General features: G+C 55.3%; 24 protein-coding genes and 1 pseudogene. 6 read left to right on the top strand and 19 right to left on the bottom strand.

Annotated elements, in window-relative coordinates; genetic code table 11:
• Positions 1-136: pseudogene (locus K5905_RS03550) on the top strand (tRNA-binding protein); the annotation flags it as partial.
• Between the two features lie 14 nt (positions 137-150).
• Here K5905_RS03550 and K5905_RS03545 read toward each other — a convergent pair.
• From K5905_RS03545 to K5905_RS03535, 3 genes are read right to left on the bottom strand one after another with little or no spacing between them, the layout of a single operon-like run.
• A complete protein-coding gene (locus tag K5905_RS03545) occupies positions 151-1,545 on the bottom strand; it encodes an ATP-binding protein (RefSeq protein WP_297580379.1) in 1,395 nt (464 codons plus the stop codon).
• Positions 1,546-1,556: 11 nt separating this feature from the next.
• Positions 1,557-2,255: a response regulator transcription factor gene (locus K5905_RS03540; protein ID WP_297580377.1), complete on the bottom strand. Its 699-nt coding sequence runs from the start codon at positions 2,253-2,255 to the stop codon at positions 1,557-1,559.
• A gap of 32 nt (positions 2,256-2,287) precedes the next feature.
• A complete protein-coding gene (locus K5905_RS03535; RefSeq protein WP_297580375.1) occupies positions 2,288-2,845 on the bottom strand; it encodes a MarR family winged helix-turn-helix transcriptional regulator in 558 nt (185 codons plus the stop codon).
• A 244-nt stretch (positions 2,846-3,089) separates the two neighbouring features.
• Here K5905_RS03535 and K5905_RS03530 point away from each other — a divergent pair, with 244 nt between their 5' ends.
• Positions 3,090-3,992, top strand: a complete 903-nt coding sequence (locus K5905_RS03530) for a branched-chain amino acid aminotransferase (protein ID WP_297580374.1) — start codon at positions 3,090-3,092, stop codon at positions 3,990-3,992.
• A gap of 120 nt (positions 3,993-4,112) precedes the next feature.
• Here the strand turns inward: K5905_RS03530 and K5905_RS03525 are convergent, their stop codons facing one another.
• From K5905_RS03525 to K5905_RS03500, 6 genes are all read right to left on the bottom strand, one after another.
• Positions 4,113-5,408 (bottom strand): multidrug effflux MFS transporter, encoded by a 1,296-nt coding sequence (locus K5905_RS03525; protein WP_297580372.1) that lies wholly within the window; start codon positions 5,406-5,408, stop codon positions 4,113-4,115.
• Positions 5,409-5,514: 106 nt separating this feature from the next.
• The gene (locus K5905_RS03520; RefSeq protein WP_297580370.1) at positions 5,515-5,994 is read right to left on the bottom strand and encodes a molybdenum cofactor biosynthesis protein MoaE; all 480 of its coding nucleotides are present in this window, start codon (positions 5,992-5,994) and stop codon (positions 5,515-5,517) included.
• 3 nt (positions 5,995-5,997) lie between these two features.
• The gene (gene moaD / locus K5905_RS03515; protein ID WP_297580368.1) at positions 5,998-6,249 is read right to left on the bottom strand and encodes a molybdopterin converting factor subunit 1; all 252 of its coding nucleotides are present in this window, start codon (positions 6,247-6,249) and stop codon (positions 5,998-6,000) included.
• A 54-nt stretch (positions 6,250-6,303) separates the two neighbouring features.
• Positions 6,304-6,876, bottom strand: coding sequence for a CDP-diacylglycerol--glycerol-3-phosphate 3-phosphatidyltransferase (gene pgsA / locus K5905_RS03510; RefSeq protein WP_297580366.1), 573 nt, complete (start codon positions 6,874-6,876; stop codon positions 6,304-6,306).
• A gap of 137 nt (positions 6,877-7,013) precedes the next feature.
• The gene (locus K5905_RS03505) at positions 7,014-7,304 is read right to left on the bottom strand and encodes an HlyU family transcriptional regulator (protein WP_297580364.1); all 291 of its coding nucleotides are present in this window, start codon (positions 7,302-7,304) and stop codon (positions 7,014-7,016) included.
• A gap of 105 nt (positions 7,305-7,409) precedes the next feature.
• Entirely contained in the window at positions 7,410-7,877 is a 468-nt protein-coding gene (locus tag K5905_RS03500; RefSeq protein WP_297580362.1) for a lyase family protein, read from the bottom strand.
• A gap of 193 nt (positions 7,878-8,070) precedes the next feature.
• Between K5905_RS03500 and K5905_RS03495 the strand changes: the two genes are divergently transcribed.
• Positions 8,071-9,003, top strand: a complete 933-nt coding sequence (locus K5905_RS03495; protein ID WP_297580361.1) for a LysR family transcriptional regulator — start codon at positions 8,071-8,073, stop codon at positions 9,001-9,003.
• Positions 9,004-9,098: 95 nt separating this feature from the next.
• Here the strand turns inward: K5905_RS03495 and K5905_RS03490 are convergent, their stop codons facing one another.
• From K5905_RS03490 to K5905_RS03470, 5 genes are all read right to left on the bottom strand, one after another.
• On the bottom strand, positions 9,099-9,677 hold the full coding sequence (locus tag K5905_RS03490) for a thymidine kinase (protein WP_297580359.1): 579 nt from the start codon (positions 9,675-9,677) through the stop codon (positions 9,099-9,101).
• 109 nt (positions 9,678-9,786) lie between these two features.
• Positions 9,787-10,881 (bottom strand): endonuclease/exonuclease/phosphatase family protein, encoded by a 1,095-nt coding sequence (locus tag K5905_RS03485; protein WP_297580358.1) that lies wholly within the window; start codon positions 10,879-10,881, stop codon positions 9,787-9,789.
• A 99-nt stretch (positions 10,882-10,980) separates the two neighbouring features.
• On the bottom strand, positions 10,981-12,537 hold the full coding sequence (locus tag K5905_RS03480) for a tetratricopeptide repeat-containing sulfotransferase family protein (protein ID WP_297580357.1): 1,557 nt from the start codon (positions 12,535-12,537) through the stop codon (positions 10,981-10,983).
• A 57-nt stretch (positions 12,538-12,594) separates the two neighbouring features.
• Positions 12,595-14,583 (bottom strand): excinuclease ABC subunit UvrC, encoded by a 1,989-nt coding sequence (gene uvrC, locus K5905_RS03475; RefSeq protein ID WP_297580356.1) that lies wholly within the window; start codon positions 14,581-14,583, stop codon positions 12,595-12,597.
• 72 nt (positions 14,584-14,655) lie between these two features.
• Positions 14,656-15,669, bottom strand: coding sequence for a calcium/sodium antiporter (locus tag K5905_RS03470; RefSeq protein WP_297580355.1), 1,014 nt, complete (start codon positions 15,667-15,669; stop codon positions 14,656-14,658).
• 350 nt (positions 15,670-16,019) lie between these two features.
• Between K5905_RS03470 and K5905_RS03465 the strand changes: the two genes are divergently transcribed.
• The 3 genes from K5905_RS03465 (at position 16,020) to K5905_RS03455 (ending at position 21,614) form a co-directional block, all read left to right on the top strand.
• Positions 16,020-16,688, top strand: coding sequence for an outer membrane protein (locus K5905_RS03465; RefSeq protein ID WP_297580354.1), 669 nt, complete (start codon positions 16,020-16,022; stop codon positions 16,686-16,688).
• Between the two features lie 185 nt (positions 16,689-16,873).
• Positions 16,874-18,391, top strand: coding sequence for an HlyD family efflux transporter periplasmic adaptor subunit (locus K5905_RS03460; protein ID WP_297580352.1), 1,518 nt, complete (start codon positions 16,874-16,876; stop codon positions 18,389-18,391).
• A 43-nt stretch (positions 18,392-18,434) separates the two neighbouring features.
• Entirely contained in the window at positions 18,435-21,614 is a 3,180-nt protein-coding gene (locus tag K5905_RS03455) for an efflux RND transporter permease subunit (RefSeq protein ID WP_297580350.1), read from the top strand.
• An 81-nt stretch (positions 21,615-21,695) separates the two neighbouring features.
• On the opposite strand, the gene K5905_RS03450 is transcribed toward K5905_RS03455, so the two are convergent.
• The 5 genes from K5905_RS03450 to K5905_RS03430 form a co-directional block, all read right to left on the bottom strand.
• Positions 21,696-22,343: a glutathione S-transferase family protein gene (locus K5905_RS03450; RefSeq protein ID WP_297580348.1), complete on the bottom strand. Its 648-nt coding sequence runs from the start codon at positions 22,341-22,343 to the stop codon at positions 21,696-21,698.
• A 64-nt stretch (positions 22,344-22,407) separates the two neighbouring features.
• Positions 22,408-23,064 carry a ribonuclease T2 gene (locus K5905_RS03445; protein ID WP_297580347.1) on the bottom strand — a complete coding sequence of 219 codons (657 nt, stop codon included), beginning with the start codon at positions 23,062-23,064 and terminating at the stop codon, positions 22,408-22,410.
• A gap of 25 nt (positions 23,065-23,089) precedes the next feature.
• On the bottom strand, positions 23,090-23,536 hold the full coding sequence (locus K5905_RS03440) for a cytoplasmic protein (RefSeq protein WP_297580345.1): 447 nt from the start codon (positions 23,534-23,536) through the stop codon (positions 23,090-23,092).
• A gap of 96 nt (positions 23,537-23,632) precedes the next feature.
• Entirely contained in the window at positions 23,633-24,481 is an 849-nt protein-coding gene (locus K5905_RS03435) for a 23S rRNA (adenine(2030)-N(6))-methyltransferase RlmJ (RefSeq protein ID WP_297580343.1), read from the bottom strand.
• A gap of 24 nt (positions 24,482-24,505) precedes the next feature.
• Positions 24,506-25,018 (bottom strand): GNAT family N-acetyltransferase, encoded by a 513-nt coding sequence (locus K5905_RS03430; RefSeq protein ID WP_297580341.1) that lies wholly within the window; start codon positions 25,016-25,018, stop codon positions 24,506-24,508.
• Positions 25,019-25,185: the final 167 nt, after the last annotated feature.

Below are 25,185 nucleotides of genomic sequence, written 5' to 3'. Positions count from 1 at the left end.
TGTCGTCAATTTCCCGCCACGTCAGATCGGACCCGTCATGTCAGAAGTGCTGACGCTCGGCGTGCCTGATGAAGACGGCGAAGTGGTGCTTTTGACCCCGGACAAGGGTGTGCCGATTGGTGGGCGGCTCTACTGACCATCGGACCGGCATCAGGCCGGGATGCGCAGTTTTGCGCGCAAGCCACCAAGCGGACTTTCTTCGAGAAAAAGGTCTCCGCCATGCGCGCGGGCTATGTCTCGGGCAATCGCCAGACCCAGTCCGCTTCCGGTTTCGTCCTGATTTCGAGCCAGATCCAGCCGGTGAAAGGCGCGGAAGGCGATTTCCCTCTGGTCTTCGGGAATGCCGGGGCCGTCGTCATCGACGGTGATTGTCATCCAACCGCGCTCAATTTTGCCGGAAACCTCGACCCGGTTTCCGTATTTGCAGCCATTGATTACAAGATTTGACAGGCAGCGTTTGATGGAAAGGCGTTTCACTTGCGCTTCTGCGGGCCCCTGGAAGGAGGTTGTCACTGCGAATCCGGAGATTTCCGCTTCTTCTTCCAACTCTTCCAATAGCAGAGCAATATCGGTCTCTTCGATGTCTTCGTCACCATCTCCGCTGGCAAAGGCCAGGTAGTCTTCCAGCATGTGGCTCATTTCGTCCACATCCTTTCGCATTGCTTCGCTTTCCGATGTGTCACCCAGGAACGCGATTTGCAGTTTGAGCCGCGTGAGGATGGTTCTCAGGTCATGGCTGACGCCGGCCAGCATGGTCGTACGCTGTTCGATCTGGCGTTCAATTCGGCGACGCATGTCGATGAAGGCCAGGCTGGCTCTTCGGACTTCGCGCGCTCCACTGGGTCGGAAGTTTTCGACCGGCCGACCCTTGCCGAAGGCTTCGGCGGCTTGGGACAGCCTGACGATGGGCCGGATCTGGTTGCGCAGGAATAGAAGTGCAATGATCACCAGCACCGCCGATGTGGAGAACATCCAGACCAGGAAGATATGTGAGTTGGATGCATAGGTCTGGCTGCGCCGGGCGAAGATCCTGAGGATGGAATCCTTCAACTGAATGCGGATTTCCACAAAACGCGAACGGCCGACCGTGTCGATCCAGAATGGTTTGCCGATCTTGCGGCTGATGGCAATGCTCAGTTCCTGATCGATCACATCAAAAAAAGGCTTGGGGGTGGGCGCCGGCAAAGGTTCCAGAGGCAACACCGTCAGGGACATGCCGAGCGCGCGAGAGGCAAGCTCTTCGATTTTGGTATTGTCGCTGTTCTGCGGATAGTTTTCCAGCACGTAGACAATCGCGGCGATTTCCCTGACCACGGCCTCCGACATGCGGCGGGAGACGAGCTGGTAATGGCGTTCCATGAACACAAAAACAAGCACTGACTGCAGGATCACGATCGGTGCAACGATAATCAGGAATGTTCGTGTGAACAGCCCTTTGGGCATCACCCGGTACATGACGTGGGAGATAGCCCGATAAGCGCTGTGGAGCGGTTTTAACGGCTTGGTGATCGGGAAGCGCTGGAAGAGGGCTTCAAAGTCCGGCATTCGCATCCAACTTAATCGCAAGCAAGCCGGTAGCCGATGCCCCGGACTGTCTGCAGGTAGATCGGGTTACCCGGATCGGATTCGATTTTTCTGCGCAGCCGATTGATCTGCACGTCAACAGTCCGTTCGCCAAGCCCGCTCTCGTCACCGACGATCTTGTGCCGCGGGACAGTTGCTCCGGGCTGTTCGGCGAAGATTGACAGGATCTGCTTTTCCCGGTCGGTCAAACGAACCAGGGATTCACCGTTCTTAAGCTCACCCCTGGATGCATTGTAGGAAAACGGACCAAACCTGATTTCGTCTGTAATGATCGCGGGTTGGAGGTTTCCACGGCGCAATATGGCAGCAATCCGCAACATGAGTTCTCGCGGTTCAAAGGGTTTTGACAAATAGTCATCAACACCTGCCTCCAGGCCCGCGATCCGATCCGGTGTTTCGGATCTTGCCGTCAGCATCAGGATCGGAACTTCGGACTCTTCCCGCAAGGAAGCTGCGAGTTCCAGCCCGGTTTCCCCGGGCATCATCACATCCAGGATAATGAGATCAAATTCCAATCCGGACAGGCACTTTCTGGCCTCTGCCGAATTGGCTGCGGAGGAAACGCGAAAACCGTTTTCCTTCAATAATCTGGAAAGCAGGTCCCGGATACGCTTGTCGTCATCTACCAGGAGAATGTGATTGGCATTGTCGTCAGGCACCTGAACAGTCATTTCGGCCGGGTTCCTTAAAGAACAGTCTGTATTCAATCTTTCAGATCATAAGAACTGCGGACAAGCTTCAATACGTCCGGATGATCTTCTGGATCGATCATTTGCAGCAAAAACTTGCGGATTATTTCTTCGCTGCCATCTGGCATGCCAATTAGGGCGCGCTCAAGGCGTTTTTGCTGCAGTCTTGTCAGGTCCACAGCAAGTGCATGCCCTTGTTCGGTCGTATACAGCAGTCGCTGGCGCCGGTCGTGATGTCCTTCGCGCTGCTCTATTATGCCGGCATCCACCAGCTGCTTCAGAACACGGCCAAGACTTTGCTTGGTGATCCGCAATATTCCGAGCAGATCCGTGACCATGACGCCGGGATTTCTGTCAACGAAATGCAACACGCGGTGATGGGCACGACCGAATTCGTACTTGGTCAGTACATCGTCCGGGTCCTTGGTAAAGTCTCGATACGCGAAAAAAAGTAACTCGATCAGGTCATAGGGGAGGGTCTCCTCGCCCTTTGAGTCTGCGAGCCTTTTTCCGGCATCCTTTCGATCCCGTGAAACGGGTGAAACTGCGGGTTTGAAATTTACGTCAGTCATATTGACTTAATTCTGGTCGATTGTTACTTGTTAGCAGCCGCGAACGAAATGATTGGTCTTTTTGATGCATTATTAGGCATCAGATGTTAAACGAATCCATTCTTCGTTGCTGCGGTCATCAGGATACCGATAGTTGGCGTGCTGTGCAAAAAATACAGCGGGGAAATTGGCGCAAGTCTTTGGCGACATTCACCTCTGTTAATGGAAAACAATATTCGCTCAAAGAGCGGGCGGGAGATGAAAGATGGCTGGAACGCCTTTTGATCAGCTCAGTGGTGATATCTGGTACGACGGCAATTTTGTGCCCTGGTCAGATGCAAAGTTACATGTCCTGAGCCACGGGCTGCATTACGGCAGCAGCGTGTTTGAAGGCGAGAGGGCCTACGGCGGACGTATTTTCAAGTCGGAAGAACATACCGATCGACTGCTGGAATCCGCCGGCATGCTCGGGTTTGAAATTCCCTGGACAGCCGAACAGATCAACGCTGCCAAGGAAGAAACGCTCGCCAGAATGAATTTGACGGATGCCTATATCCGGCCCGTCGCATGGCGTGGCAGCGAAATGATGGGCATTTCGGCGCAGAACAACACGATCCATCTGGCAATTGCCGCGTGGGAATGGCCGAGCTATTTCGCGCCGGAAGAAAGGCTCAAGGGAATTCGTCTCGATATGGCGGAGTACCGGCGCCCGGATCCGAGAACCGCACCTTACAAGGCGAAGGCCGCCGGTCTCTACATGATCTGCACGATCTCCAAACATACAGCTGAATCAAAAGGCTACACGGATGCCTTGATGCTGGACTGGCGTGGTCAGATCGCCGAGTGCACGGGAGCAAACGTGTTCTTCATCAAGGACGGCAAGATCCACACGCCGACGCCTGATTGTTTCCTGGACGGTATCACCCGCCGGACTGTCATCGGGTTGGCACAGGATCGTGGTATCGAAGTGATTGAACGGGCGATCATGCCAGAAGAGTTGTCCGGTTTCGAACAGTGTTTCGTTACAGGCACTGCGGCGGAAGTCACACCGGTTTCCGAAATTGCCGGACAGCAATTCGTTGTGGGGGACATTATCAAAACCCTGATGGAAGATTACGACGCTGCGGTACGGCCGAATGCACCTGCATTGAAAGCTGCGACTGCCTGAACAGTCGATAACCCGGGTCAGAAGAAAGCGGGCATGAGCCCGCTTTTTTTGTAGGTGGATTTTGAAGCCTGAAACGCAGGTTCGGACGCCGCATCAGATCCAATCCAACCGGGATGAGCCTTAAGTGCGCTCCAACGCATGGAACATGCGGCCGCGTTCGGCATAAAGAATACAGCCGATGGCAAACAGGCCATAGATCGAAAAAGCAAGTCCGAGCGGCAACGTGGTGCCATTGAACAGCTGACCCATCATGTATCCGAGCAGGGCACCGCCAAGGGTGCTTATGAAGCCGATCACGGAGGACGCCGTTCCGGCAATCGCCCCCAAAGGCTCCATTGCCATGGCGTTGAAATTTGCACCCATGAAACCGAAAGACATCATGATGATGGCAGTCAGGATCATGAACACCCAGAAATTCTCAAATCCAAGCGCCGAGATCAGGAAAACCACAAAGCCGAGGACCGTATAAAGCACGGCAGCGCCATGGGAGAGCCGGCGCATCCCTATCGCTTCAACCAGTTGGGCATTGGTGAAGGACGAACCGGCCATGGCAATGGCGATGGCCGCGAACACGATCGGAAAGAGATTGCCCAGGCCGAAAACGTCGACAAATATCTGCTGCGACATCGCCAGGAACGAGAACAGCCCACCGAAGATAAAAGCCGTACCGACCGTATAGCCGAGACTGACGCGTGTTGTCAGTGCGATCTTGTAGGCACCGATGATGGTTGAAAGCTCCATTGGCCGCCGTTTTTCCGGTGTCAGCGTTTCCGGCAACCTCAGAACGGTCCAGATCAACATGCCAAAGCCGGCAAGCAGCAACAGTGTAAAGATCCAGCGCCATCCCGCAAAAAGCAGAACGGCCTGACCGATGGACGGTGCAATGACCGGAACAGCCATGAAGACCATCATGACAAGGGACATGACCTTGCCCATCTTCCTGCCCGTATAACAGTCGCGCACAACAGATAGCGCGGCAACACGAGCCGCGGCGCAGCCAACGCCTTGCAGAACCCGTTCAAGAAGTAGCTGATCCAGGTCTACAGCGAAAATGGCAGCGATACTGGCGAGGCTGTAGAGCGCCAATCCGCCAGCCATGACCTTTCGCCGACCGAGCGCATCTGTGATCGGCCCAAAAAACAACTGCCCGCCACCAAAGCCGATCAGATAAGACAGCAGAATGAGCTGACGGTTGTTTTCCTCGATGATGTTGAGCGCGTCGCCCATGGCCGGCAGTGCGGGCAGCATCACGTCGATGGCCATCGCGTTCAACGCCATGATCATTGCAATGATGGTCACGAATTCGATGAAGGGAATTCCCGGATCCCGGATGATTTCGCTGTAGGCGTTTGGCTCGGTGTGTTGTCCTTCCGCTTCTTCGGCCAATGCGTCAGACGGATCGCTCGTGTCTTTCAAGGGGCAGGACCTTTGCAAACGGAGTAAAGCCCAAACGCAGGAAAGGGTGCGAGGGCTTGGTTCTTTTAAATATCGTCGGGTTATGAGGCCGGTTGTCGGAAAATCCTCAAGTGCCAGAACGTGTATTCAACCAGCGTTCGGCGTCTTTGTCATCCCCTGCCTTTGCTTCGACCCAGGAACTGCTTTCTCCGGATGCAAGGTGCTCCTTTTTCCAGAAGGGAGCGCGGGTTTTCAGAAAATCCATCAGGAAGTCGGCGGCCTCAAAAGCCGCGCGCCTGTGAGCCGAGGCGGCGATTACCAGGACGATGTTTTCGCCCGGAGCTATTTTGCCATAGCGGTGAACAATGGTCAGGCCCGTTAACGGCCAACGCCCGATAGCGTCCTCTGCCATGCGTGTCAGTTCAGCTTCCGCCATCCCGGGATAGTGCTCAAGTTCCAAAGCTGCCAGGGTTCCGGCTTCGTCCCGACAAAGCCCTACAAAGCTCACGAGCGCACCAACATCCTTGCGGCCGGTGGTCAACCGTGCAGCCTCAGCCTCTGCGCCAAAATTCTCAAGCTGGACTTTGATGAGCGGTTCAATTGTCATGGCTCAACCACCCGTCATCGGGGGAAAGAATGCCACTTCCCTGGCTCCGGCAAGATCGGCATCGTTTTCAACATGCACCTGATCGAGCGCGACGCGAATAGCGTCTTCTTCTTCGAAAGCAGCGGCGTGGTTTTCATCAAGCGACTTCAGGTGACTGATCAGATCTGCCACGGTTTTCACGCCGCCAGGCAGGTCGATCGCTTCTTCCTCAACCCCGACCCGTTCGCGAACCCAGGCAAAATAGCGGATGTTCATGAGACCTCTCGATAAACTTGCCTTGCGACGCCGCATAAGCTGGCGGCGCCTCAATTATTCAGTAATAAGGTGACCTATCCCGGCCCGAAAGTAGTCGTAACCCGTATATAAGGTCAGCAGCGCAGCAAGCCAGAGTGCAATCAGTCCCGTTAGCGTGGTGTATGCGAAGATCGTGTCGCCCGCAGGACCTGCCAGCAGAAAGGCAATCGCAATCAACTGCACCGTCGTCTTCCATTTCGCGAGCTGTGTGACCGGAACGCTTACCTGGAGTTCGGCCAGGAACTCACGAAGACCGGAGACCAGGATTTCACGGCACAGAATGATGATTGCCGCAATCATCGACCAGCCGCCGATTGTTCCATCTCCCGCAAGCATCAGCAGGCTGACACTGACAAGCAATTTGTCCGCAATTGGGTCAAGCATGCGTCCGAGCGCGGATTGTTGCTGCCAGGCCCTGGCGAGATAACCGTCAAAGAAATCTGTGATTGCAGCGACAATAAAAATGCCCAATGCAATCCAGCGGGGTGTTGTGCCTTCAAAATAAAAACAGGCCGCGACAGCAGGAACCGCCAGGATGCGCCCGTATGTCAGGAGATTGGGCAGGCTAAGAACAACTTGTCGTGTCATATCGGCTTTCAGTAGTCGGATTGCAGGCCAAGGTGTCGAATACCCCGGGCAGGTGGTAGATTGCAATGCACCCGCGTGTCATCGCTCCGATGAGATACGTCTTCGAAAAGACGCAAGAAATCTCAAAGCGGCTGATGTTAATCGAAAATCGCGTCGCCCTGCTGGTCAATCATCATTTTGGCCTTGCGCACCATCTCGTTGGCGGCATCCGTTTCGCCGGGCAAAGTATCCGCGCGAATGAAACGGTGCGTCTTGGTGGTTTCGCCAAATTGTTTTTCGATCCGCCCGGCAACCTGCCACTGCCCGTTGGACGATTGAGGTTCCGCAATGATCTGAAAGTCGTCATAGACCACAACGGTGCTCTTGGAGGCACCCTTCTTTTCTTCTCCGGAAGAGCCGAAAAGGGATTTGAAAATCTTACCAAGCATCTTGGAGGTCACTCCTGTCCTGTTTCACCCCTTTTACGGGCGGTCGGGAGTGGCATCAAGGTATCTGTTTTCTTTGAAACTGAAACTGCGGGCCGTTTTGGCTTTTCAGGCGTGATTGTTGGAAACGTCTTGCGAATTGGAAAATTCAAACAGTCTGACCCGTTCAGACATACGGGTTTTGTGAAACTCGAGGCCGGCGAACATGTTGTGGATCCAAAACAGAGCCCCTGAGGTCAGCAGAAACACTTCAGGTATCAGGAGCCATTCGCCGATCCAGACACCGCCGGACCGTTCGTGCTGATGCAGCGTCAGTTCGCCCATTTGTTCCGAGCGCTGCCGCCCCAGTCGTGCGAGGGCTTCGGCAAATTCGGAAGCGCGCTGATTGCGTTTGTGTGCCATCGCGGAAGATGCACCGCGACCATGGGTATATGATTCTGAAACCTCACCGACATCCGAAGAGGCCAACAAATTGATGTTGTGAGCGATCTTGCACAGCGTGGCGCACAATGACCCGAGGGCCGACGTAATATCGCAGAGGCCGTCCCGCGCATTTTGCCAATGAGGGTCGGTCACGTTAAGGCCAGTCTGCGGCAATTGATGCGCTTGCGCTGACGGTGACGATTGCGGCTGCAAGAGCCGCCTTGATTAGGTCTCTGCGTTTCATGCGCTTTCCTCCCTGAGCGATAATGCAATCGTATCAGCCGGAGTTAATTGTCAAAAATGCAATTGTGTTATTATCTCTTGCGAAATTAGCAAGAGTCACGCAATGAACATCAAAGCACTCCGTGCCTTCAGGTACGCCCTGTCAGAGGGAACTGTCGCAGCAGCATCTGAACTGCTGCACCTCAGCCAGCCTGCGGTCAGCCGGCTGATATCCGGTCTGGAAGCGGAACTGAAGCTTGATCTCTTTGACCGCAGTGGTCGTAGTCTCACGCCAACGCCGGAAGGCGTTGCATTCTATCGCGAGGCAGGCCGTATTCTCGACAACCTGGATGAGGTCAGGCGGATTGCCGACGAAATCCGGGCAGGCAGGTCGCAGAAACTGCGCGTGGTGACAATGCCCCGGATAGCGCAATTTCTTTCAGCTCCCGCCGTTGTCGAGTTTTCGAGGAAGTTTCCGGAAGTCAACGTCAGTGTCGACCTTCGTGCACGTCGCGAAGCGGGGAAATGGCTGGCCGGGCAGGAATACGATATTGGCATTGGAGCCTTGCCTGTCAGACACCCTGAGATCCGCACAGTACCTTTGTTGCGCGTTCGGGCACTTGCCATTTTGCCGAAAGATCATGCCCTCGCAGGAGAGCCCGCCATCACAACGGATATGCTGGGTGAAGAAACGATCATCAGGCTGATGCCTGGATTGCTGCTCAGAGATCAATTGGACGACATGTTTCATTCCGCTGGAATTACTCCAGCCAGCAGCATTGAAGTGTCATCGTCGCAGTTTGCCTGTGCTCTTGCGGCGCAAAGGGCGGGGGTCACAATTGCCGACGAAATGGTTGCAGAACCGTTCGGGGATCTGGTCAAGACTGTTCCGATTGTGCCGGAGCGGTGGATGACGTTCGGACTGCTTTATTCAAGACGCGCAGATCCGGCACAGGTCGCGATCGAATTTGAACGGCTTTTGAAAGATCACGTTCGGCGGGTGTGTACGCTCAGTCAGACCATGCAGGATTTGACCGACGTCGGAACTGCCCGTTAGCGCACTCTCAGCAAAGGCAGGACCCGGCTTTCGCCCGAGACTGCTCAAGGACAGTTGTCAGGATCTGGTGTCTTGCAGATCCGTTTAGCACTTTATTAGCCGAGTTTTTTCTGAGACCAGTGATTTCGGCAAAGCGATACATAGGTTTCGTTGCCGCCAATGACGACCTGGTCGCCTTCTTCAAGGATCTGTCCGTCACTATCCAGGCGCGCGACCATGGTTGCCTTGCGTCCACACCAGCATATTGTCTTGATCTCCTTGAGATTGTCCGCAAGCGCCAGAAGGGAAGCGCTCCCGGGAAACAGCTTGCCCTGAAAATCCGTGCGCAAACCGAAACACATCACGGGGATGCGCAATTCGTCCGAAACTTTGGCCAGTTGCCAGACCTGCTCCTCGGTCAGAAACTGCGCTTCATCGACCAGAACTGCGTCAAGGCGCTTGTTTTCGTGGGAACTTGCGACATGTGAGAACACATCATCCTTGGCAGAAAAGACATCTGCATCCGCGGCAAGCCCGATCCTGGAAGCGATACGCCCTTTACCGGCCCGGTTATCAAAGGCGGCGATGAGCAGCAGCGTATTCATGCCGCGCTCCTCGTAATTGTAGGCGGCCTGCAGCAACACCGTAGATTTTCCGGCATTCATCGAGGAGTAGTTGAAATAGAGTTTGGCCATTTGGATCGTCTGGGAATCGGTCTCAAGATCCGGGCAGTGTTCCGAATCCCGGCTGTAGCCTCAAACACTTCAGGGTTGAAGTCACAGCATATCTTTCAATCAATGAGGGTTATTCGAGTTCGATTTCGATGACCAGGGGCAAATGATCCGAACCGATGTCCGGTCCCAGAGAGACGCTTGCAACCTGGATGTCTTTCGACACGGCGAACTGGTCGACAGGGGCTCCGAGGATCCAGTGGAGACGGTAATCGAAGAAAAAGCGCGTCGTCCGGGGCCATCCGCCAGGATAAGCGGTCTTCAGGTTGCTTTCAGACAAGGTTCTCTGGAAACGAGCGGACCAGGGCGAGCTGTTCCAATCACCTATGGCCAGAACCGGACCATCGTTTTGGGCCTGCAGCTGTTGAATGGTCTCGTCAACCTGATCGAAGTAATGCCGTTTGTTGAGCCAGCGGGCGCGTGTTCGTGGGCTGTCCGGATGGATTGCCAAAAGGTGCAGGGGGTGCTTGCCGGTATCCAGTGTGAGGGACAGGAGTTCACGATCTGCGTCATAATAGACATTCGCGCCGGGCGGCAGTTCGCCTTCGATGATATTTGTTTTGTCGCTCAGCACCGGGAAACGTGAATAGACCGCAAGATTGCCCAGTTCACCGACCTTCAGATGCTCCGGAAAAACTCCGTTTCCGTTCTCGCCAACGGGGAGGCCGAGTCGCCGCCAGCGACGTTCCTGCAACCACCACAAGACTTCCTGGATGACAATAATGTCCGGATTTTCCTTGGCCAGGTAGGCCTGTAGAATTTCATCGCCCAGAAACAGGTGTTCGATGTTGATTGAGATGACCTTGATTGAAGTCGCGTCTTCGGACAAGGAAGTCAACTCGGCCGTATTCTCAAGTGTGCGAACAGCTGTCAGTCCTGCAAGAGCAAACAACGCTGACAGGGCCAGCGTGAAAAGCACCTTGTAAAGACGAGCCATCCTGTGACTGACAAGGAACCCCAATCCGCCTGCGATACAGCCGGCCAAGCCACCGGCCAAAAACTGGCGGAGAAAAAAGCTCATATTGTCGGCGAGCCAGAACTCTGGTGCAAAAAAGGTAGACAAGCCCATGATGCTGACGGCAAGCGCGCCCAGACATCCGCACCAGCAGATAAATGAGAACAAGGTAACAAGCAGGGAGCGGCGGTTGCGAGGCGTGTCGAAAGGCATTCAGCGGGTCGGTTTCATGAAGACGGAATTGAGGCAAGCCATATCATACTCTTAATGGAGCCGCCGGATCTTTTCGCAAGTTTCGCCTGCAATCCTTAATCAGTCGTCCCTCGAGAGCGCCTTCAACAAGGGCTGAATGTGCATTGAATACTTCTCGGAGCGATTCACGGCGCTGGTATAAATCGGCTTTCTGACCTGAGTCATGCTGAAGGTGAAAACCTGAGCATCGTTGTTTTCGTGATGCGTGCAGGCGTCATCCCACGGCAACCGAACGTGTGCAACCAGACTTCTGCGATGCTCGCCCGGAGCGGCAACAAGATCTTCATAGGACTGGTCGTGGATTTTAACCGGCAGCACCTTGTGCCAATGGCGCATCAGCCTTCTGTACTGTCCGAAATAATGCGCAAGCGTTTCCTGATTTTCATTGTAGGTGTGTTTGCTGGCCAGCGGCGTCATGTATATGGAAACGCATGTGTCCGCAGGATCTCTCTGCACATGACAGAAATGCGCGTTCGGGAAGAGCAGTGCCAATAACCAGAGATGCTCAAAATTCTGCGGCAGTTTGTTGACGACACGGAAGTTCTTTTTCCCAAAGCCGTCCAGTAAAGACAGATATTTGCGTCCGATTTTTTGTGCAGTCTTTCTATCAAGGTTCTGAACAGCCGCGAAATAGGAGCCTGCGTCGGACGCTCCACCGGTCAGCTCCAAGATTTGATCTTCAAAAAAGACAAGTTCACCGGCTGCTGAGCATTTGGGATGTGCGGATAGAATGGATTCCACCAGACTGGTGCCTGAGCGTGGCATGCCGAACACGAATACAGGACGGTCACTGGAAAGTGCAAAGTCCTGCCGATCTTCAAAAAACTGCTTGTTGAATACAGTTTCGTAGGCGCTAAAGAATTCTTCCTGACTGTCAGGTGCATAGCCTTTGTAGTAGTCCGACCTGTGTTTCTCAAAATAGTGAAAAGCCTTTGGGAAATCTCCGATGTCATCGCAAATCTTACCGGCGGTGAAGGCCAGTCTTGCCTTTTCCAGTCTGGTTAGGCGGGTGTCGGGCGCGGTCAGGGCGGCCTCGATATTTTGAAGTACTTGTTGCGTGATCTCGGAGCTTGGATGATCCCGTGCACTGATGAGCACCGAGGGTTCGTTTGGAGCAAGTTCAAAGGCCTGCTGGAAATGATGCGCAGCCAGGTCCAAGTTGCCGGTGGACACTTGCAGCCTGGACAGGGAGAGATGCGCGATTGCGGAAGAGGGATTGAGCCTGATTGCATTTGAAAATGCATGTTCGGCCATCACCGGGCGGCGCAGCACGCTATAAATCTCACCGAGAATGCGGTGAGCAAATTCTGAGTTCTTGTCCAGCGCTACGGCCTTGCGCGCATGGGGCAGGGCTTCCTCGGGCCGGCTGTCAAGGTTCAGTGCATCGGCAAGCGTGGCGAATATCGCGGCTTCTTTCTTGGCCACCTTTGACGCAACTAAAAGATGGCTGATTGCCTTGTCGCACTGCCCGACCGTCAGGAAGATGACGCCGATCCAATAGTTTACCTGGGGATCTTGAGGGTTCACCTGATGCATATCCATCAGGATCTCGAGAGCCATGCCGAAGTCTTTTTCGTCAATGTACCTTTGTACGGCTTCCATCGGATTTGGATACATTGTTGTTCCTCGGTCTGTCGGCAAGTGCACGAAAAGATAGTTTCGCGCGGTTACAGATCACTCATGAAAATGGTCGTAGACCAACTTGGCAATCGCTTCGGAAATACCCGGAACCGAAGCGAGGTCGTCGACGCCGGCCTTCGAAACGGCCTTGGCGGTGCCGAAATGACGCAATAGGGCTTTCTTTCGAGTTGGGCCGATACCGGCAATCTCGTCGAGCGGATTCTTGACAATATCCTTCTTTCGCCGCGCTCTGTGACTGCCGATGGCGAACCGGTGGGCCTCGTCACGTAGTCGCTGGACGAAATAAAGAACCGGATCGCGTTCCGGCAACATGAAGGACTGTCTACCGGAGATGAAGAATTTCTCCCGTCCGGCATCACGGTCCGGACCCTTCGCGATGCCGACGAGGGGGACATCGGTTATACCGAGGCTCTCCAGCGTTTCACGTGCCGCGGTGAGCTGTCCCTGACCACCGTCGATCAGAACAAGATCGGGCCAGGCGGGCATCTCGGACATGGACTGGGATGTGTCTTCTTCTGCAGCGTCCGCATCTTCGGGAAGCGGGTCTTTTTTCGTCGCCGGATTGTCGTCTCGCGCGTGCTCTTTCAACAGACGTGAAAACCGGCGTGTCAGAACTTCGCGCATCATGCCGTAGTCATCACCTGGAACGAGGTCTTCCGACTTGATGTTGAACTTTCGGTACTGTCCCTTGGCAAAACCTTCGATACCAGCGACGATCATGCCGCCGACGGCGTTTGTGCCCATGATGTGCGAGTTGTCATAGACCTCGATCCGGCGAGGAGTCGTTGCCAGGTCGAATGCTTCCGCGACACCTTTCATCAACCGGGCCTGACTTGAGGTTTCCGCCAGGCGCCGTCCAAGGGCTTCGCGGGCATTGGTCAAGGCGTGTTCGACCAGCTCTTTCTTTTCACCCCGCTTGGGCGCTGCGATGTCCACTTTACGGCCGGTCCGCTCACTCAGCGCTTCAGACAGAAGTTCCTGTTCCGCAAGGCCATGAGAGAGGAGGATCTGCTTTGGCGCAGGTTTGTCGTCGTAAAACTGCGCCAAAAAACTTTCCAGAATATCGGCCTCTTCAAGGGATTTGTCTGCTTTCGGGAAATAGGCCCGGTTGCCCCAGTTTTGACCTGTGCGAAAGAAAAACACCTGAACGCAGGACTGCCCACCTTCCTGATGGATCGCAAAGACGTCGGCTTCCTGAACCGACTGAGGATTGATACCCTGATGGGCCTGTACATGGGACAGCGCGGTCAATCGGTCCCGGTATATGGCTGCCCGTTCGAACTCGAGATCGGCTGAGGCGGCCTCCATCTGCTCTGCCAGCTGTTTCTTGATCAACTGGCTTCGACCGGACAAGAAAGCCTTCGCCTCGGAAACCAGACCGGCATAATCCTCGTGATCGATTTCGCCGGTGCAGGGGCCCGCACATCGCTTGATCTGATATTGCAAGCAGGGGCGCGAGCGATTTTCGTAATAGCTGTCGGAGCAAGTGCGGATCAGGAATGCCTTTTGAAGCGCATTGATGGTCCGGTCCACTGCACCGGCAGAGGCGAAGGGGCCGAAATAGTCGCCCTTGCGTTTTCGAGCGCCGCGATGTTTGACGATTGCGGGCGATTCATGATCACCGGTGACCAGAATATAGGGGAAGGATTTGTCGTCGCGCAGCAGTACGTTGAAGCGTGGGCGAAGCCTTTTGATCAGGTTGGCTTCCAGGAGCAGCGCTTCAGGCTCCGTTCTGGTTACGACGAATTCCATGGCGGCGGTAGACAGGATCATGCGCATGATGCGGTTCGACTGACCCTGGAGCCGGGTGTAACTGGTGACGCGCTTTTTCAGACTGCGCGCCTTGCCGACATAGAGAACCTCACCATTCTCATCCAGCATTCGGTAAACGCCTGGTCCGTTCGGCAGGCGCTTTACCTCATCGGCGATGACATCGACCCCTTTTGTTACCGGAGCAGATGCTTCTTCCGAACCTGTATCATCTTTGTTTTGAGAATCGGTCGTTTCCTGCATGTCAGACATTTAAGCGCGCAAAGGCATTTGGGGAAGATGTCTTGCGCTTTGCACCTGTCTTCTTTCCCGTGTCAGGGTAATTCAGCTGACATTTCCGATCAGGTAAACGGTAGCGATATAGCCGCAATATGCACAGGTCATCACCAGACCCGAGATCTTGCCGAGACAGATCCTGCAGGCTGCAAGCACCGTAAGCAAAATCGCGCAGGCCAACATCACCCAAACGTCAAACTTCAGGACTTCCGCAGGAACATCGATCGGAACGATGACGGCGGTGATTCCGATGATTGCGAGAAGGTTGAAGATGTTGGAGCCGATAACGTTGCCGATTGCGACAGCCCCATGCTGCCGGATGGCGGCCATGACGGTTGTTGCGAGTTCAGGCAGGGAAGTGCCGAGAGCGATCACGGTCAGCCCGATGACTGCTTCGCTTACACCCCAGGCGGTTGCGATGTCGGTGGCACCGTTGATGGTGAAATGTGCACCAAGTGGCAGCCCGACAAGGCCAAGAACGATGTAGATCATGGCGACCCAGACGGAGTCGGGCACGTCGTCGACATCGTCCAACGCGTCGTCTTCTTCGTCAATCTCGGCATCCGCGACAGCCGCTCCGGCGGCAGATGCTATTTTCTTCTGTTCTTTACGGTGCTTGCGCGCTGTCATGGTCGAGGCGGCCAGGAAGCCGCCAAGCAGTGCGAGCAGAATAACACCGGCGATGAAGCCTATCGGGGTGAAAAAGCAAAGGACAATGAAGACCAGGGTGACGGCAACCATGAACAGCGCATTGCGGGTTGCACCGGACTCGCCGCAGGGTGTTGCCGCGATGAGCGCAGGAAGACCGAGTACCAGAAGAACGTTTGCAATGTTTGATCCGACAACATTGCCGATCGCGATACCGCCGGCCCCCTTCATGGCTGCTTTCAGGGAAATGACCAGCTCGGGGGCGGAGGTCCCGAAGGCAACAATGGTCAAGCCAATGACAAGATTGGGAATGCCCAGCCTTTGGGCAATGCCGACAGACCCTCTGACCAAGACATCGCCGGCAATAATCAGCACAACCAATCCGCCTGCGAGGCTTATATAGTCAAACAGCATTTATGAGTTCCGGTTCGGGTCAATGTCGGTCAGCGGGCACAGGTTCGGAAGGGGCGCGCAAATCATGTTGGGCGCCTTATACGCAATAGATTGGTGCGGGGAAAGCCGTGCACAAGGATCTTTGCGTTGATGGTGATGCAAAATGCAATTCCCTTAAGGTCATGTTCATCCTGACAGAATGTTGCCGTCATTTGTCACCAAAACTCCTAATTCTCAATCCTGATCCGCCACAAACGCTCCCCATATGTCCGCCGTGGGGAGAGTGTGGACGCGACAACCCCGTCCATCTCTTATTGGTCAATTTCAGTTGACCTGCTCAGTTAGGGTTATTTGGATCTGGAGTATCTTTCATGAAACGTCTTGCAATTGCTGGTTTGGCTCTGACTGCCACAGCGGCTGGTACGGCGCCTGTTTGGGCGGCGGATCTGCCGCAAGCTCCCGCCCCGGCATACGAGGCTGTTCCTGCCCCGCAGCAGAGCATTGACTGGTCCGGCATTTATGTCGGCGGTAATGTCGGCTGGGCATTCGGCAACTTCGGCAACAAAAGTGGCAACATAGGTCTGGGGACCAATGCCAATGGCGTGTCGGGCGGCCTCTACACGGGTTATAATTTCCAGGTCACCCCGAACGTTGTTGTCGGGGCTGAAGCTGATTTCAGCCTGACCGATCTCAACGAGACGCGGAACAATGGCGGTCTGTCGCTTGAGTCCAAGTCGAACTGGAATTCCAATATCCGCGGTAAGGTTGGCTATAACTTCGACCGCTACATGGTCTATGGAGCCGGTGGTCTTGCGCTTGCCGATCTGGAAGTTTCCGGCAACGGCACCAGTGACAGCAAGACCGCACTCGGCTGGACCGTTGGTGCAGGTGCGGAAGCCCTGGTCACCAACAACCTGACCACACGTCTTGAATACGTCTATCAGGATTTCGGCAGCCAGGACTTCAACCTGAACGGAACAGGCGTGAGCTCGGACTTCAACAATTCGACAGTCCGTCTCGGCGTTGGCTACAAATTCTGAGCCGAACACGTCTCCAACCAAAAAGACCCGGTACCGCAGGTGCCGGGTTTTTTTGTTACACCTGGTTACAACCTTTTCTGATTTTTGCCCTACACCCGTGGTAAAACATGATCTTAGCGCTAAATGCTAAGCGAACGGACGCGCCTTCGGACGGGTAGGTGCAGGGTCTTTTGGTGGAGAGGTGTATGCGGTTTTTGATGCGCGGACTGGTTGGTCTGGCATTGATGGCGATCATGATCGGGTTTGTCGGTTTCGGGGGCTTGCGTCTTTACGAGGCGATGACAACCGAAGAGACGGCTCGTCGAAGGCCTGCCAGCGAGCGCAGCTACACAGTCAACGTGGCGGAACTGACGCCGGAGGCGATTTCTCCGATTACGACCGCATACGGACAGGTCGAAAGCTGGCGAACCCTGCAGCTTCGCGCGAGTTCGGAAGGGCGGCTGGTTGACGTTGCCAGCAAATTCCGCGATGGCGCTGCTGTCGCAAAAGGTGAATTGCTGCTTCGTATCGATCCCGCCAATGCGGAGTTCCAGTATCTGGATGCCGAGGCAGCACTCGCCGATGCAGGCGCCCAGAAGACTGAGGCGGAAGAAGCAATTATTGTTGCCGAACAGGAGCTTGAAGCAGCCCGCCGGCAACTCGCGCTGCGAAAACAGGCGCTTGAGCGGCAAATCCAGCTGAAGGACAAAGGCTATTCAACCGCCGTCCAGGTGGAAACCGAAGAGTTGGCCGTCGCGTCGCTCGAGCAAGCGCTCAACAATCGCCTGCAATCGGTAATCACCGCGCGAAAACTCATTGAACGTATGGATTTAACCGTACAGCGGGCCGAACTTGCTCTGGAAAACGCCGAGCGCGTACTCAACGAGACGACTCTGGTCGCCCCTTATGAAGGATATTTGTCAGAGGTCGATGCGACTTTGGGACGGAGAGTCTCTACGTCGGAAACGCTGGCCCTATTGATCGATCCGGCAGCACTGGAAGTAAAATTCTCTCTCTCTACCAGCGAATTCTCCCGTCTTCTCGACGCGAGCGGCAATCTGATCAAGGCTCCCGTGACCGTCACGCTGGAGTTGGGGCCACGGTCTGTCGAGATACCCGGCCATATCGACCGCGCAGCCGCCGTCGTCTCTGAAGGTGAGGCGGGGCGGACGCTCTTTGCGATGCTGGACCTGGAGCCGGGAACCGTTTTGCGCCCCGGTGATTTCGTGAAAGTGGGTGTTGAAGAGCCGGAGCTGAGGGAGGTCGCGGTTGTTCCATCAGCGGCGGTTACCGAAGATGGAAGGTTACTGGTCGTTGATGACGGCGACCGGATACGCGAAATCAAGACAAAAATCCTGCGCCGCGTAGGCAATGAAGTTGTACTCGCCGATGTGCCGTTCGGCACGGACTATGTTCGAGAACGATTGCCGCAACTGGGTACGGGGCTGAAAGTCACACCACGCAGGACCGATGGTGTGGGGACGGCGGCTCCCATGACTGCTGAAGCGCCTCGAGCAAATCGCGGATCAGGTGCGGACGAAACGGGGCCGCCAGGTGATCTCGTGGCGCTTGAGCCGGAACGCCGGGCGGCGCTGATCGAACAGTTGAACAATTCGAACTTACCCGAGAACCGCAAGGCCCGGCTTCTGGCACTTTTGAACAAGCCGATGGTCCCCAAGGATCTGATCGACCGACTGGAACAAAGGCATGGGCGTAGCGGCTGATCCAGCTTTGCTGTTCCCCGCACCGTGATTGGAGTGTTCTGACATGCGTTCTCCCGGTGGACCGAGATTTGCGTCTTTTCTGGATTACATGGTGCGTCACCGGACAGCGGCCAATTTGCTGCTTGCCCTGATGCTGCTCGCCGGAATTGCCGCAAGCACTCAGATCAGAACACAGTTCTTTCCCGATTTTGTTCGCGAAGAAGTCAACGTCAACATTACGTGGTCGGGAGCAGGGCCTGAAGACTTGGACCGATCCGTTGTCGAAATCCTCGGACCTCAGTTGCTCGCGGTCAATGGTGTGGACGAAGCCACTTCGGTCGCGCGGGAAGGCAGCGTCAGGATCAACCTGGAATTCGAAGACGACTGGGACATGGGACAGGCGACCGACGAGGTCAAAGCCGCTGTCGATCAAGCCCGATCGAGCTTGCCTGACGGGATCGAGGAACCTGTTATCAGCAGGGGTGTCTACCGTGACCGTGTGACGGACGTTGTCATTTATGGCCCGGTCGACCTCGATCAACTGGCCCGTTTTGCGGAAGACCTTCAAACCATACTGTTTCGCCAGGGAGTGACGCGGGTCAGCCTTCAGGGCCTTGCGGATCCAATCATCAGGATCAATGTTGGCGAAGCGATGCTGGTGCGGCATGACCTCACCCTGCGCGATGTGGCCGATGTTGTTTCAGCGGAAATGGAAACCACGCCAGCAGGCGATGTCAGTGGTGGCAGCGCCCGTCTGCGGACCGGTCAGACCAGAAGGTCTGAACAGGAACTCGGCGAGATTGTCGTTAAGGCCCCAAGCCAAGGTGAAAAACTGCAATTGCGCTCCGTCGCCGACATTGTCACCGAGGGTGTAGAGAGCGGTCGGGCCTACTATCACAACGGCATGCCGGCGGTAGTTCTGCGGGTCGACCGCAGCGCGCAAGGTGACACGATTTCCATTCAACGCGCAGTCGAGAGGATCACAGCAGAATTTCAGGAAACGCTGCCGGATGGCGTCGTGGTTCAAATGACCCGGACCCGATCGCAAAACATCATCGATCGTATGAACATCCTGATTGAAAACGGGTTGTTTGGTCTCGGGTTGGTGTTGGCTTTCCTGTTTCTGTTCCTGTCCTCACGCACCGCGTTCTGGGTCGCGGCCGGTATTCCCGTCGCCATGGCGGCAACGGTCGGTCTGATGTATGCGTTCGGCCTGACGCTGAATATGGTGTCGGTTTTCGCTCTGATCATCTGTCTGGGCATCGTCGTTGACGATGCCATTGTCGTGGGGGAGCATGCCGATTTCCTTCACCGGCGTGGATACCCGCCGGAGGAGGCCGCGAGCCTGGCCGCCCGCCGCATGACCGCGCCGGTGTTCAGCGCGTCCATAACCACACTGATTGCGTTCGTCGGATTGATCGCAATCGGCGGACGGTTCGGCAATCTGATCGCCGACATTCCCTTCACCGTTGCCGTTGTGCTGATCGCAAGTCTGGTGGAATCCTTTCTGATCCTGCCGGCTCATATGAACCATGCCTTGAAGGCCAGCAAGAAACCGCACTGGTACGACTTTCCGAACCGGCTTTTCAATCGTGGTTTTGTCTGGTTTCGGGAGAACCTTTTCAGGCGCTTCATCGGGTGGGTCATCAGAATGCGATATCCGGTTCTCGGATTTGGCGTGATGATCCTGCTTCTGTCCCTGACGCTGTTTTTTGACGGAAGCGTTCGCTGGCGTTTTTTCAATGCTCCGGAACGGGCTGTCGTATCGGCCAGTATCGCCATGATGCCTGGTGCAGAGCGTGAAGACACCAAGGCGATGATCACGGAAATGGAACGCGCGCTGGATGTGGTCAATGAACGCTATGCTGGGGAACACGGCGCTGAACCGGTGTTGTTTACTCTGTCCACAGTGGGGGCAACAGCCGGGAGAGGCTTAAGCGGTGCGGACACGAAAGATGTCGACCAACTCGGCGGCATTTCGATAGAACTGCTGGATCCGGACTTGCGACCTTATTCTGCCTTCCAGTTCATCAGGGACTGGCGCGAGGAGATCAACAGACCACCGCTGCTTGAGACACTTGCCTTGCGCGGCGAGCATTCCGGTCCCGGTGGCGACGCAATTGATGTCAGGCTTTACGGAAACTCAACCGAGACGCTCAAGGCGGCCGCGGAATACCTGAAACAGGCCCTTGCTTCGATGGAAGGGGTGAGCGCGCTCGAGGACACGCTCGCCTACGACAAGCCCGAACTGAACCTGACGCTCACTCCACGTGGAGAAGCCCTTGGTTTTACAACTGATGACATCGCGATCATCCTGCGTAACAGGCTTGAAGGCATCGAAGTCGCCGAGTTCCCGGTCGGACGGCGGACTGCAACGGTCAAGGTGCTGATGCCGGATGAAGAAACCGATTCCGCTTTCCTCTACACGACGCGAGTGCGTACAAATGCCGGCAGCTACGTATCTCTGAGTGAGATCATCAACGTGGACAGCAGCTACGGTTTTGCTTCGGTGCGGAGAAATGACGGCCTCAAGACGTTGCAGGTTACCGGTGACGTATCGGAAGACGACCCGGAGGCGGCCGCCCGTGTCACGGCTGCGCTGGTAAATGATCTGCTGCCGCAGATCGCGACCGAGTTTGATGTCGAAAGCGAGTTGGGAGGATTGGCGGAACAGGAAAGATCTTTCCTGTCGGAAGCAATGATCGGTTTTGCCCTTTGTCTGGCCGGTATCTATCTCACACTGTGTTGGATCTTTGAATCATGGACGCGCCCGTTGATGATCATGATCATCATTCCCTTTGGCGCGATAGGCATGTTGTGGGGGCACTATCTGCATGGTGTTCCGTTGTCGATGTTCTCTGTCGTCGGGTTTATCGGCATGTCCGGCATCATCATCAACGACAGCATCGTTCTGGTAACGACGATTGACGAATACGCCAAGGACCATCCGTTCGGACAAGCACTGGTCAACGGCGTCTGTGACCGCTTGCGGGCCGTGGTGCTGACGACCGCAACAACAGTCTTCGGACTGGCACCGTTGTTGTTTGAAAGCAGCCGTCAGGCTCAATTCTTGAAACCGACAGTGATCACGCTCTCTTATGGCCTTGGGGTCGGCCTATTCCTTGTGATCTTAATGGTTCCGGCGCTCCTTGCTGCGCAAAAGGATTTTGGCCAATCGATTTCAAGCGGACGGCGCTTGCTGAAGATACGCGGCCGACGGCCTCTCTCTGGCGGGCAAACGTAAAAAAGCCGCGCATTTGAGCGGCTTTGGGTAACCATTCCTGTCGAACAGCCCAGAAATACTCAAACAGGTCAGTTGGCCGACTTAACGCAGCGGGGCGTTTGCGTCGTCCGGAACCAATGCAGGTGGCTGTTTGGTATCACTAAACGCAGGAACCGCGGCTTCAAATGCATCGACCCACGTCGCCAGTTTCGGATGATCCTGACGCCAACCGTCGCCAAACCGCATATCGAGATAGCCGAGCGCACAGGCAAGCGTCAGGGAACTTGCTGTGACATCAGCCTTGGTTGAAGGTGCTGGGGGGGTGTTGTTCTCGAAATAGTCCAGTCCACGTTCGATCTTGGAGGCTTGATAACTGTCCCAGTCAGGATCCCGGTACTTCGGCTCCTTGAAGCGTTTCTCGTAGACCCGCAAGATTGCTGCATCCATGATGCCATCGGCAAGTGTCTGATCACGAAGAGCGATAAATCGCGCTTCGCCGGTTGGAAACAGCTTGTTACCACCTGCCAACCAGTCAAGGTATTCGAGGATGACGGCGCTATCATAGAGAACTTCGCCGTTATCGAGGATAAGTGCCGGGATTTTTCCGAGCGGGTTTTCGCTGCGCAGACTGTCCGACGGGTCGGCGGTATTGGCGTCTTCGATGGTAATGCGGTCCTTCAGTCCCAGGACAGCCATGGCGAGTTTGATTTTACGGCCAAAGGGAGATGGCGGAGACGAGCGAAGTTTCATCGTGGCAAATCCAGAAAGAGGAGGTTATCGATGCTGACAGCGACGATGTTCACTGTCGGTGAAGTTAACGGGTCCTGGGTGGAGGGACCGACAGGCTGTTGATGCGGCAGGCTGAACGGTCGACATTGTCGCAGGACCTGAAATCAAGATCTTTCGTCAGGCAGATACGAACCTCTTCAAGTTCGCCATTCTCGCAGATAACGGCCATTCCATCTGCCAGCAGACCCGGATTGGAAACGCGGAACGCCTTTTCAACGGTGTCCGGGGAAGCCTTGCCGCGCTTGTTGAGCGTCTTGAAAGCACCCGGGATCGTGATTTTCTCGAAGGCTTCGCGGGTGAGGTCGAAGTAATCTTCCGGGTCCAGTCCCGAGCATGTCCCGTGCTTGCGCCATTGATGGAAGACGAGGCCGTGGCTCGGCATGATGTCTTCCATGTCTACCGCAATCTGACGATCGATCCGTTGAGAAACACCCGGACAATTTGCCGGGTAGCCTCGCTCATATTGCGGCCATAACCCGTGGACAATAAAGCGAAACGGCTCCTGGCCTGAACATTGATGAGGATTGGCGTCATCGCCTTTCTGCTTGCAGTAAGTCGGTGACCAGGACAGCGAGAGGACGTAGAAATCAAATTCGCCTGGTGTGTCTGCGCTTGCGGATCCGGAGACTAGTCCAATAATCAGGCACGCAGCCAAACTCCATGCGCGGCTGAAAAGCGCCATCGGCAAGTCCTTTCAGAGCTTTAGCTCAGTGAGGGCGGGCAGTGCTGCAGTGGGCTCCATATACACGCCACTTGTCGAGTGGTGCCAGGCAGGCTTCCACGTTCCAGCTAATGCCGACAAATCCGGCATGTTCTTCAACAAGATAGTGGACGGATTGATAGCTGCCGTCAGAAAGATTTGCCTTGCCGCTGCAATAGCGCCGTGCGAGCGGGCTGACGCCATTCACCCGGTAGGCGACCTCCCTGATTTCTTCGATCCCGAGAATTGTCCGCCCCCCGTAATAGTCATTGCGAGCCCGGGCGACGGACCCTGCAACCGCGCTCTGTACGGACGCTGCGGTGCAGTCCGGCAGGCGCTTGTCACCGCCGAAGGAGAAATAGGCACGGTTCTCTTCGGCCGTTGCCGGAGCAGCAAGACTTGCGCAAACGGTGAGAGCGGACAGGATCAAACGGGCGGAACGGGCAAATAGCACGGCGATGTCTCCGGATGGCAATTAGTGTTGGAAACACTGCGGGAGGGAAGCCCCGAGGTCAAGCATCTGGCGTTGCAAAATTGTGAAAGTGCCACATTATTCGCTGATCAGTTGTGTAACTTGCCAACTTGCTCCCGGTCCCTGGTGAAGGACATCGCAAAGCCAGGGCAGGATCTGACGCATCTCGTCAGCGAGAGTGAAGGAGGGATTGACCAGTGTCATTCCGGAGCCGAGCATTCGCGTGTCAGGACCGCTTTTGCCGACATTCAATTCCAGGGTCAGAACATCCCGCAGACCTGCTTCTGCAAATGTCTCGTGCATGCGCCGGATCGCCCGGCTGTCTTTCATTGGATACCAGAGTGCGTAGGTTCCTCCAGACCATTTTTTCCAGCCCTTCACGATCGCATCCGTCATGCGGTCAAACTCGTCGCGTACTTCGAAGGCCGGATCAATCAACACTATCCCACGTTTTTCCTTCGGAGGCAGGAAGCTTCCCACGGCCAGCCATCCGTCAAGATGAATGGTCTTAACCTGATGATCGCCCTCGAAAAGGTCAGACAGCGCTTGAAAGTCCGAAGGGTGAAGTTCGGTCAGGGTCAGACGGTCCTGTTTGCGCATCATGCGCCGGGCCAGGGCAGGGGAGCCTGGATAGAGTTTCAGTGAGCCGTCTGGGTTCATTTCCCGGACAACACCGAGCCAGGGTTCCAGAAGGTGCGCAACGGAAGGTGGGATTTCGCTCTTCATCACCTTTCCGATACCCAGTTGCCATTCCCCGGTTTTCTGAGTTTCTTCCGAACTCAGATCGTATTGGCCAATTCCCGCGTGTGTGTCGATGACCCGGAAGGCCTTGTCCTTGCGCTGGAAATAAAGGATCAGCCTTGCCAAGACGGCATGTTTCAGAACATCACCGATGTTTCCAGCGTGATATGCGTGCCGGTAGTTCATGAAACATGTCCCTTGTCGTTGAGCTCAAGCAGCCGGTTCGGGTGCGCGTCTAAGATAGATGACGGCCTTGTCGCCGAGGTCGGATTTGCCAACCTCCTCAAATCCCAGTCTCTTGTGGAAGCGTAAAGATCCGGGATTGGGCGGGCGTTCATTTACTTCGCAAACAAAGCAGCGACCGGTTTCGGACAAGTGTTTGAACAATTCGGCGTAGAGTGCATCGCCGATTTTCTTTCCACGCTGTGTTTCGTCAACGCAGATACGATCAGTGTAGGCGAAATTCGAAAGACGCTCACTCAGCCACAGGTAGTTGCGGCTTTGATAATCCGCGCCATCGGCAATGCATAGCAGGAAACCGCCTGGTGTTCCGCCGATTTCTGCAACGAGGCAGACCAGCGCGACATTGACCAGGTCCAGCAGTTCTTCTGCCGTCAGCTCGTTCACGGCCGGAACAGCGGAGTTGTTCAGCGGCAAAAGAGTACTCAAATCACCTGGTTGAAACGGGCGGATCCGTACGGAAGAGGATTGCTCGGAGGTCATGGCTACACCTGAGATTGATCGGAGCAGCCTTATAGGCGGTCGGGCAGCCCTTGAAAAGGTGAGGGGGAGGGAGATTAAAAAGACTTTGGGCGCGGCATGGCCGCGCCCAGCTTTCTCAAAGCCCTGGGGCTGAAGAAAGATTTATTCTTCTACCGGTGTGCTTTCGT

This window comes from Roseibium sp. (genome assembly GCF_025698965.1).
GTDB lineage: Bacteria > Pseudomonadota > Alphaproteobacteria > Rhizobiales > Stappiaceae > Roseibium.
Note: the sequence above shows the minus strand (reverse complement) of the source record. Positions and strands in the feature narration are given on the sequence as shown.

Bases quoted from the DNA above. Each gene is read 5' to 3' on its own strand.
- K5905_RS03465 (WP_297580354.1), top strand. From the start codon at position 16,020: ATGAAACGTCTTGCAATTGCTGGTTTGGCTCTGACTGCCACAGCGGCT.
- moaD (WP_297580368.1), bottom strand. From the start codon at position 6,249: ATGAACATCCGCTATTTTGCCTGGGTTCGCGAACGGGTCGGGGTTGAG.
- uvrC (WP_297580356.1), bottom strand. From the start codon at position 14,583: ATGTCTGACATGCAGGAAACGACCGATTCTCAAAACAAAGATGATACA.
- K5905_RS03485 (WP_297580358.1), bottom strand. From the start codon at position 10,881: ATGCCTTTCGACACGCCTCGCAACCGCCGCTCCCTGCTTGTTACCTTG.
- K5905_RS03445 (WP_297580347.1), bottom strand. From the start codon at position 23,064: ATGGCGCTTTTCAGCCGCGCATGGAGTTTGGCTGCGTGCCTGATTATT.
- K5905_RS03490 (WP_297580359.1), bottom strand. From the start codon at position 9,677: ATGGCCAAACTCTATTTCAACTACTCCTCGATGAATGCCGGAAAATCT.
- K5905_RS03535 (WP_297580375.1), bottom strand. From the start codon at position 2,845: ATGACTGACGTAAATTTCAAACCCGCAGTTTCACCCGTTTCACGGGAT.
- K5905_RS03455 (WP_297580350.1), top strand. From the start codon at position 18,435: ATGCGTTCTCCCGGTGGACCGAGATTTGCGTCTTTTCTGGATTACATG.
- K5905_RS03505 (WP_297580364.1), bottom strand. From the start codon at position 7,304: ATGCTTGGTAAGATTTTCAAATCCCTTTTCGGCTCTTCCGGAGAAGAA.
- K5905_RS03530 (WP_297580374.1), top strand. From the start codon at position 3,090: ATGGCTGGAACGCCTTTTGATCAGCTCAGTGGTGATATCTGGTACGAC.
- K5905_RS03430 (WP_297580341.1), bottom strand. From the start codon at position 25,018: ATGACCTCCGAGCAATCCTCTTCCGTACGGATCCGCCCGTTTCAACCA.
- K5905_RS03460 (WP_297580352.1), top strand. From the start codon at position 16,874: ATGCGGTTTTTGATGCGCGGACTGGTTGGTCTGGCATTGATGGCGATC.
- K5905_RS03450 (WP_297580348.1), bottom strand. From the start codon at position 22,343: ATGAAACTTCGCTCGTCTCCGCCATCTCCCTTTGGCCGTAAAATCAAA.
- K5905_RS03495 (WP_297580361.1), top strand. From the start codon at position 8,071: ATGAACATCAAAGCACTCCGTGCCTTCAGGTACGCCCTGTCAGAGGGA.
- K5905_RS03540 (WP_297580377.1), bottom strand. From the start codon at position 2,255: ATGACTGTTCAGGTGCCTGACGACAATGCCAATCACATTCTCCTGGTA.
- K5905_RS03545 (WP_297580379.1), bottom strand. From the start codon at position 1,545: ATGCCGGACTTTGAAGCCCTCTTCCAGCGCTTCCCGATCACCAAGCCG.
- K5905_RS03520 (WP_297580370.1), bottom strand. From the start codon at position 5,994: ATGACAATTGAACCGCTCATCAAAGTCCAGCTTGAGAATTTTGGCGCA.
- K5905_RS03480 (WP_297580357.1), bottom strand. From the start codon at position 12,537: ATGTATCCAAATCCGATGGAAGCCGTACAAAGGTACATTGACGAAAAA.
- pgsA (WP_297580366.1), bottom strand. From the start codon at position 6,876: ATGACACGACAAGTTGTTCTTAGCCTGCCCAATCTCCTGACATACGGG.
- K5905_RS03435 (WP_297580343.1), bottom strand. From the start codon at position 24,481: ATGAACTACCGGCACGCATATCACGCTGGAAACATCGGTGATGTTCTG.
- K5905_RS03470 (WP_297580355.1), bottom strand. From the start codon at position 15,669: ATGCTGTTTGACTATATAAGCCTCGCAGGCGGATTGGTTGTGCTGATT.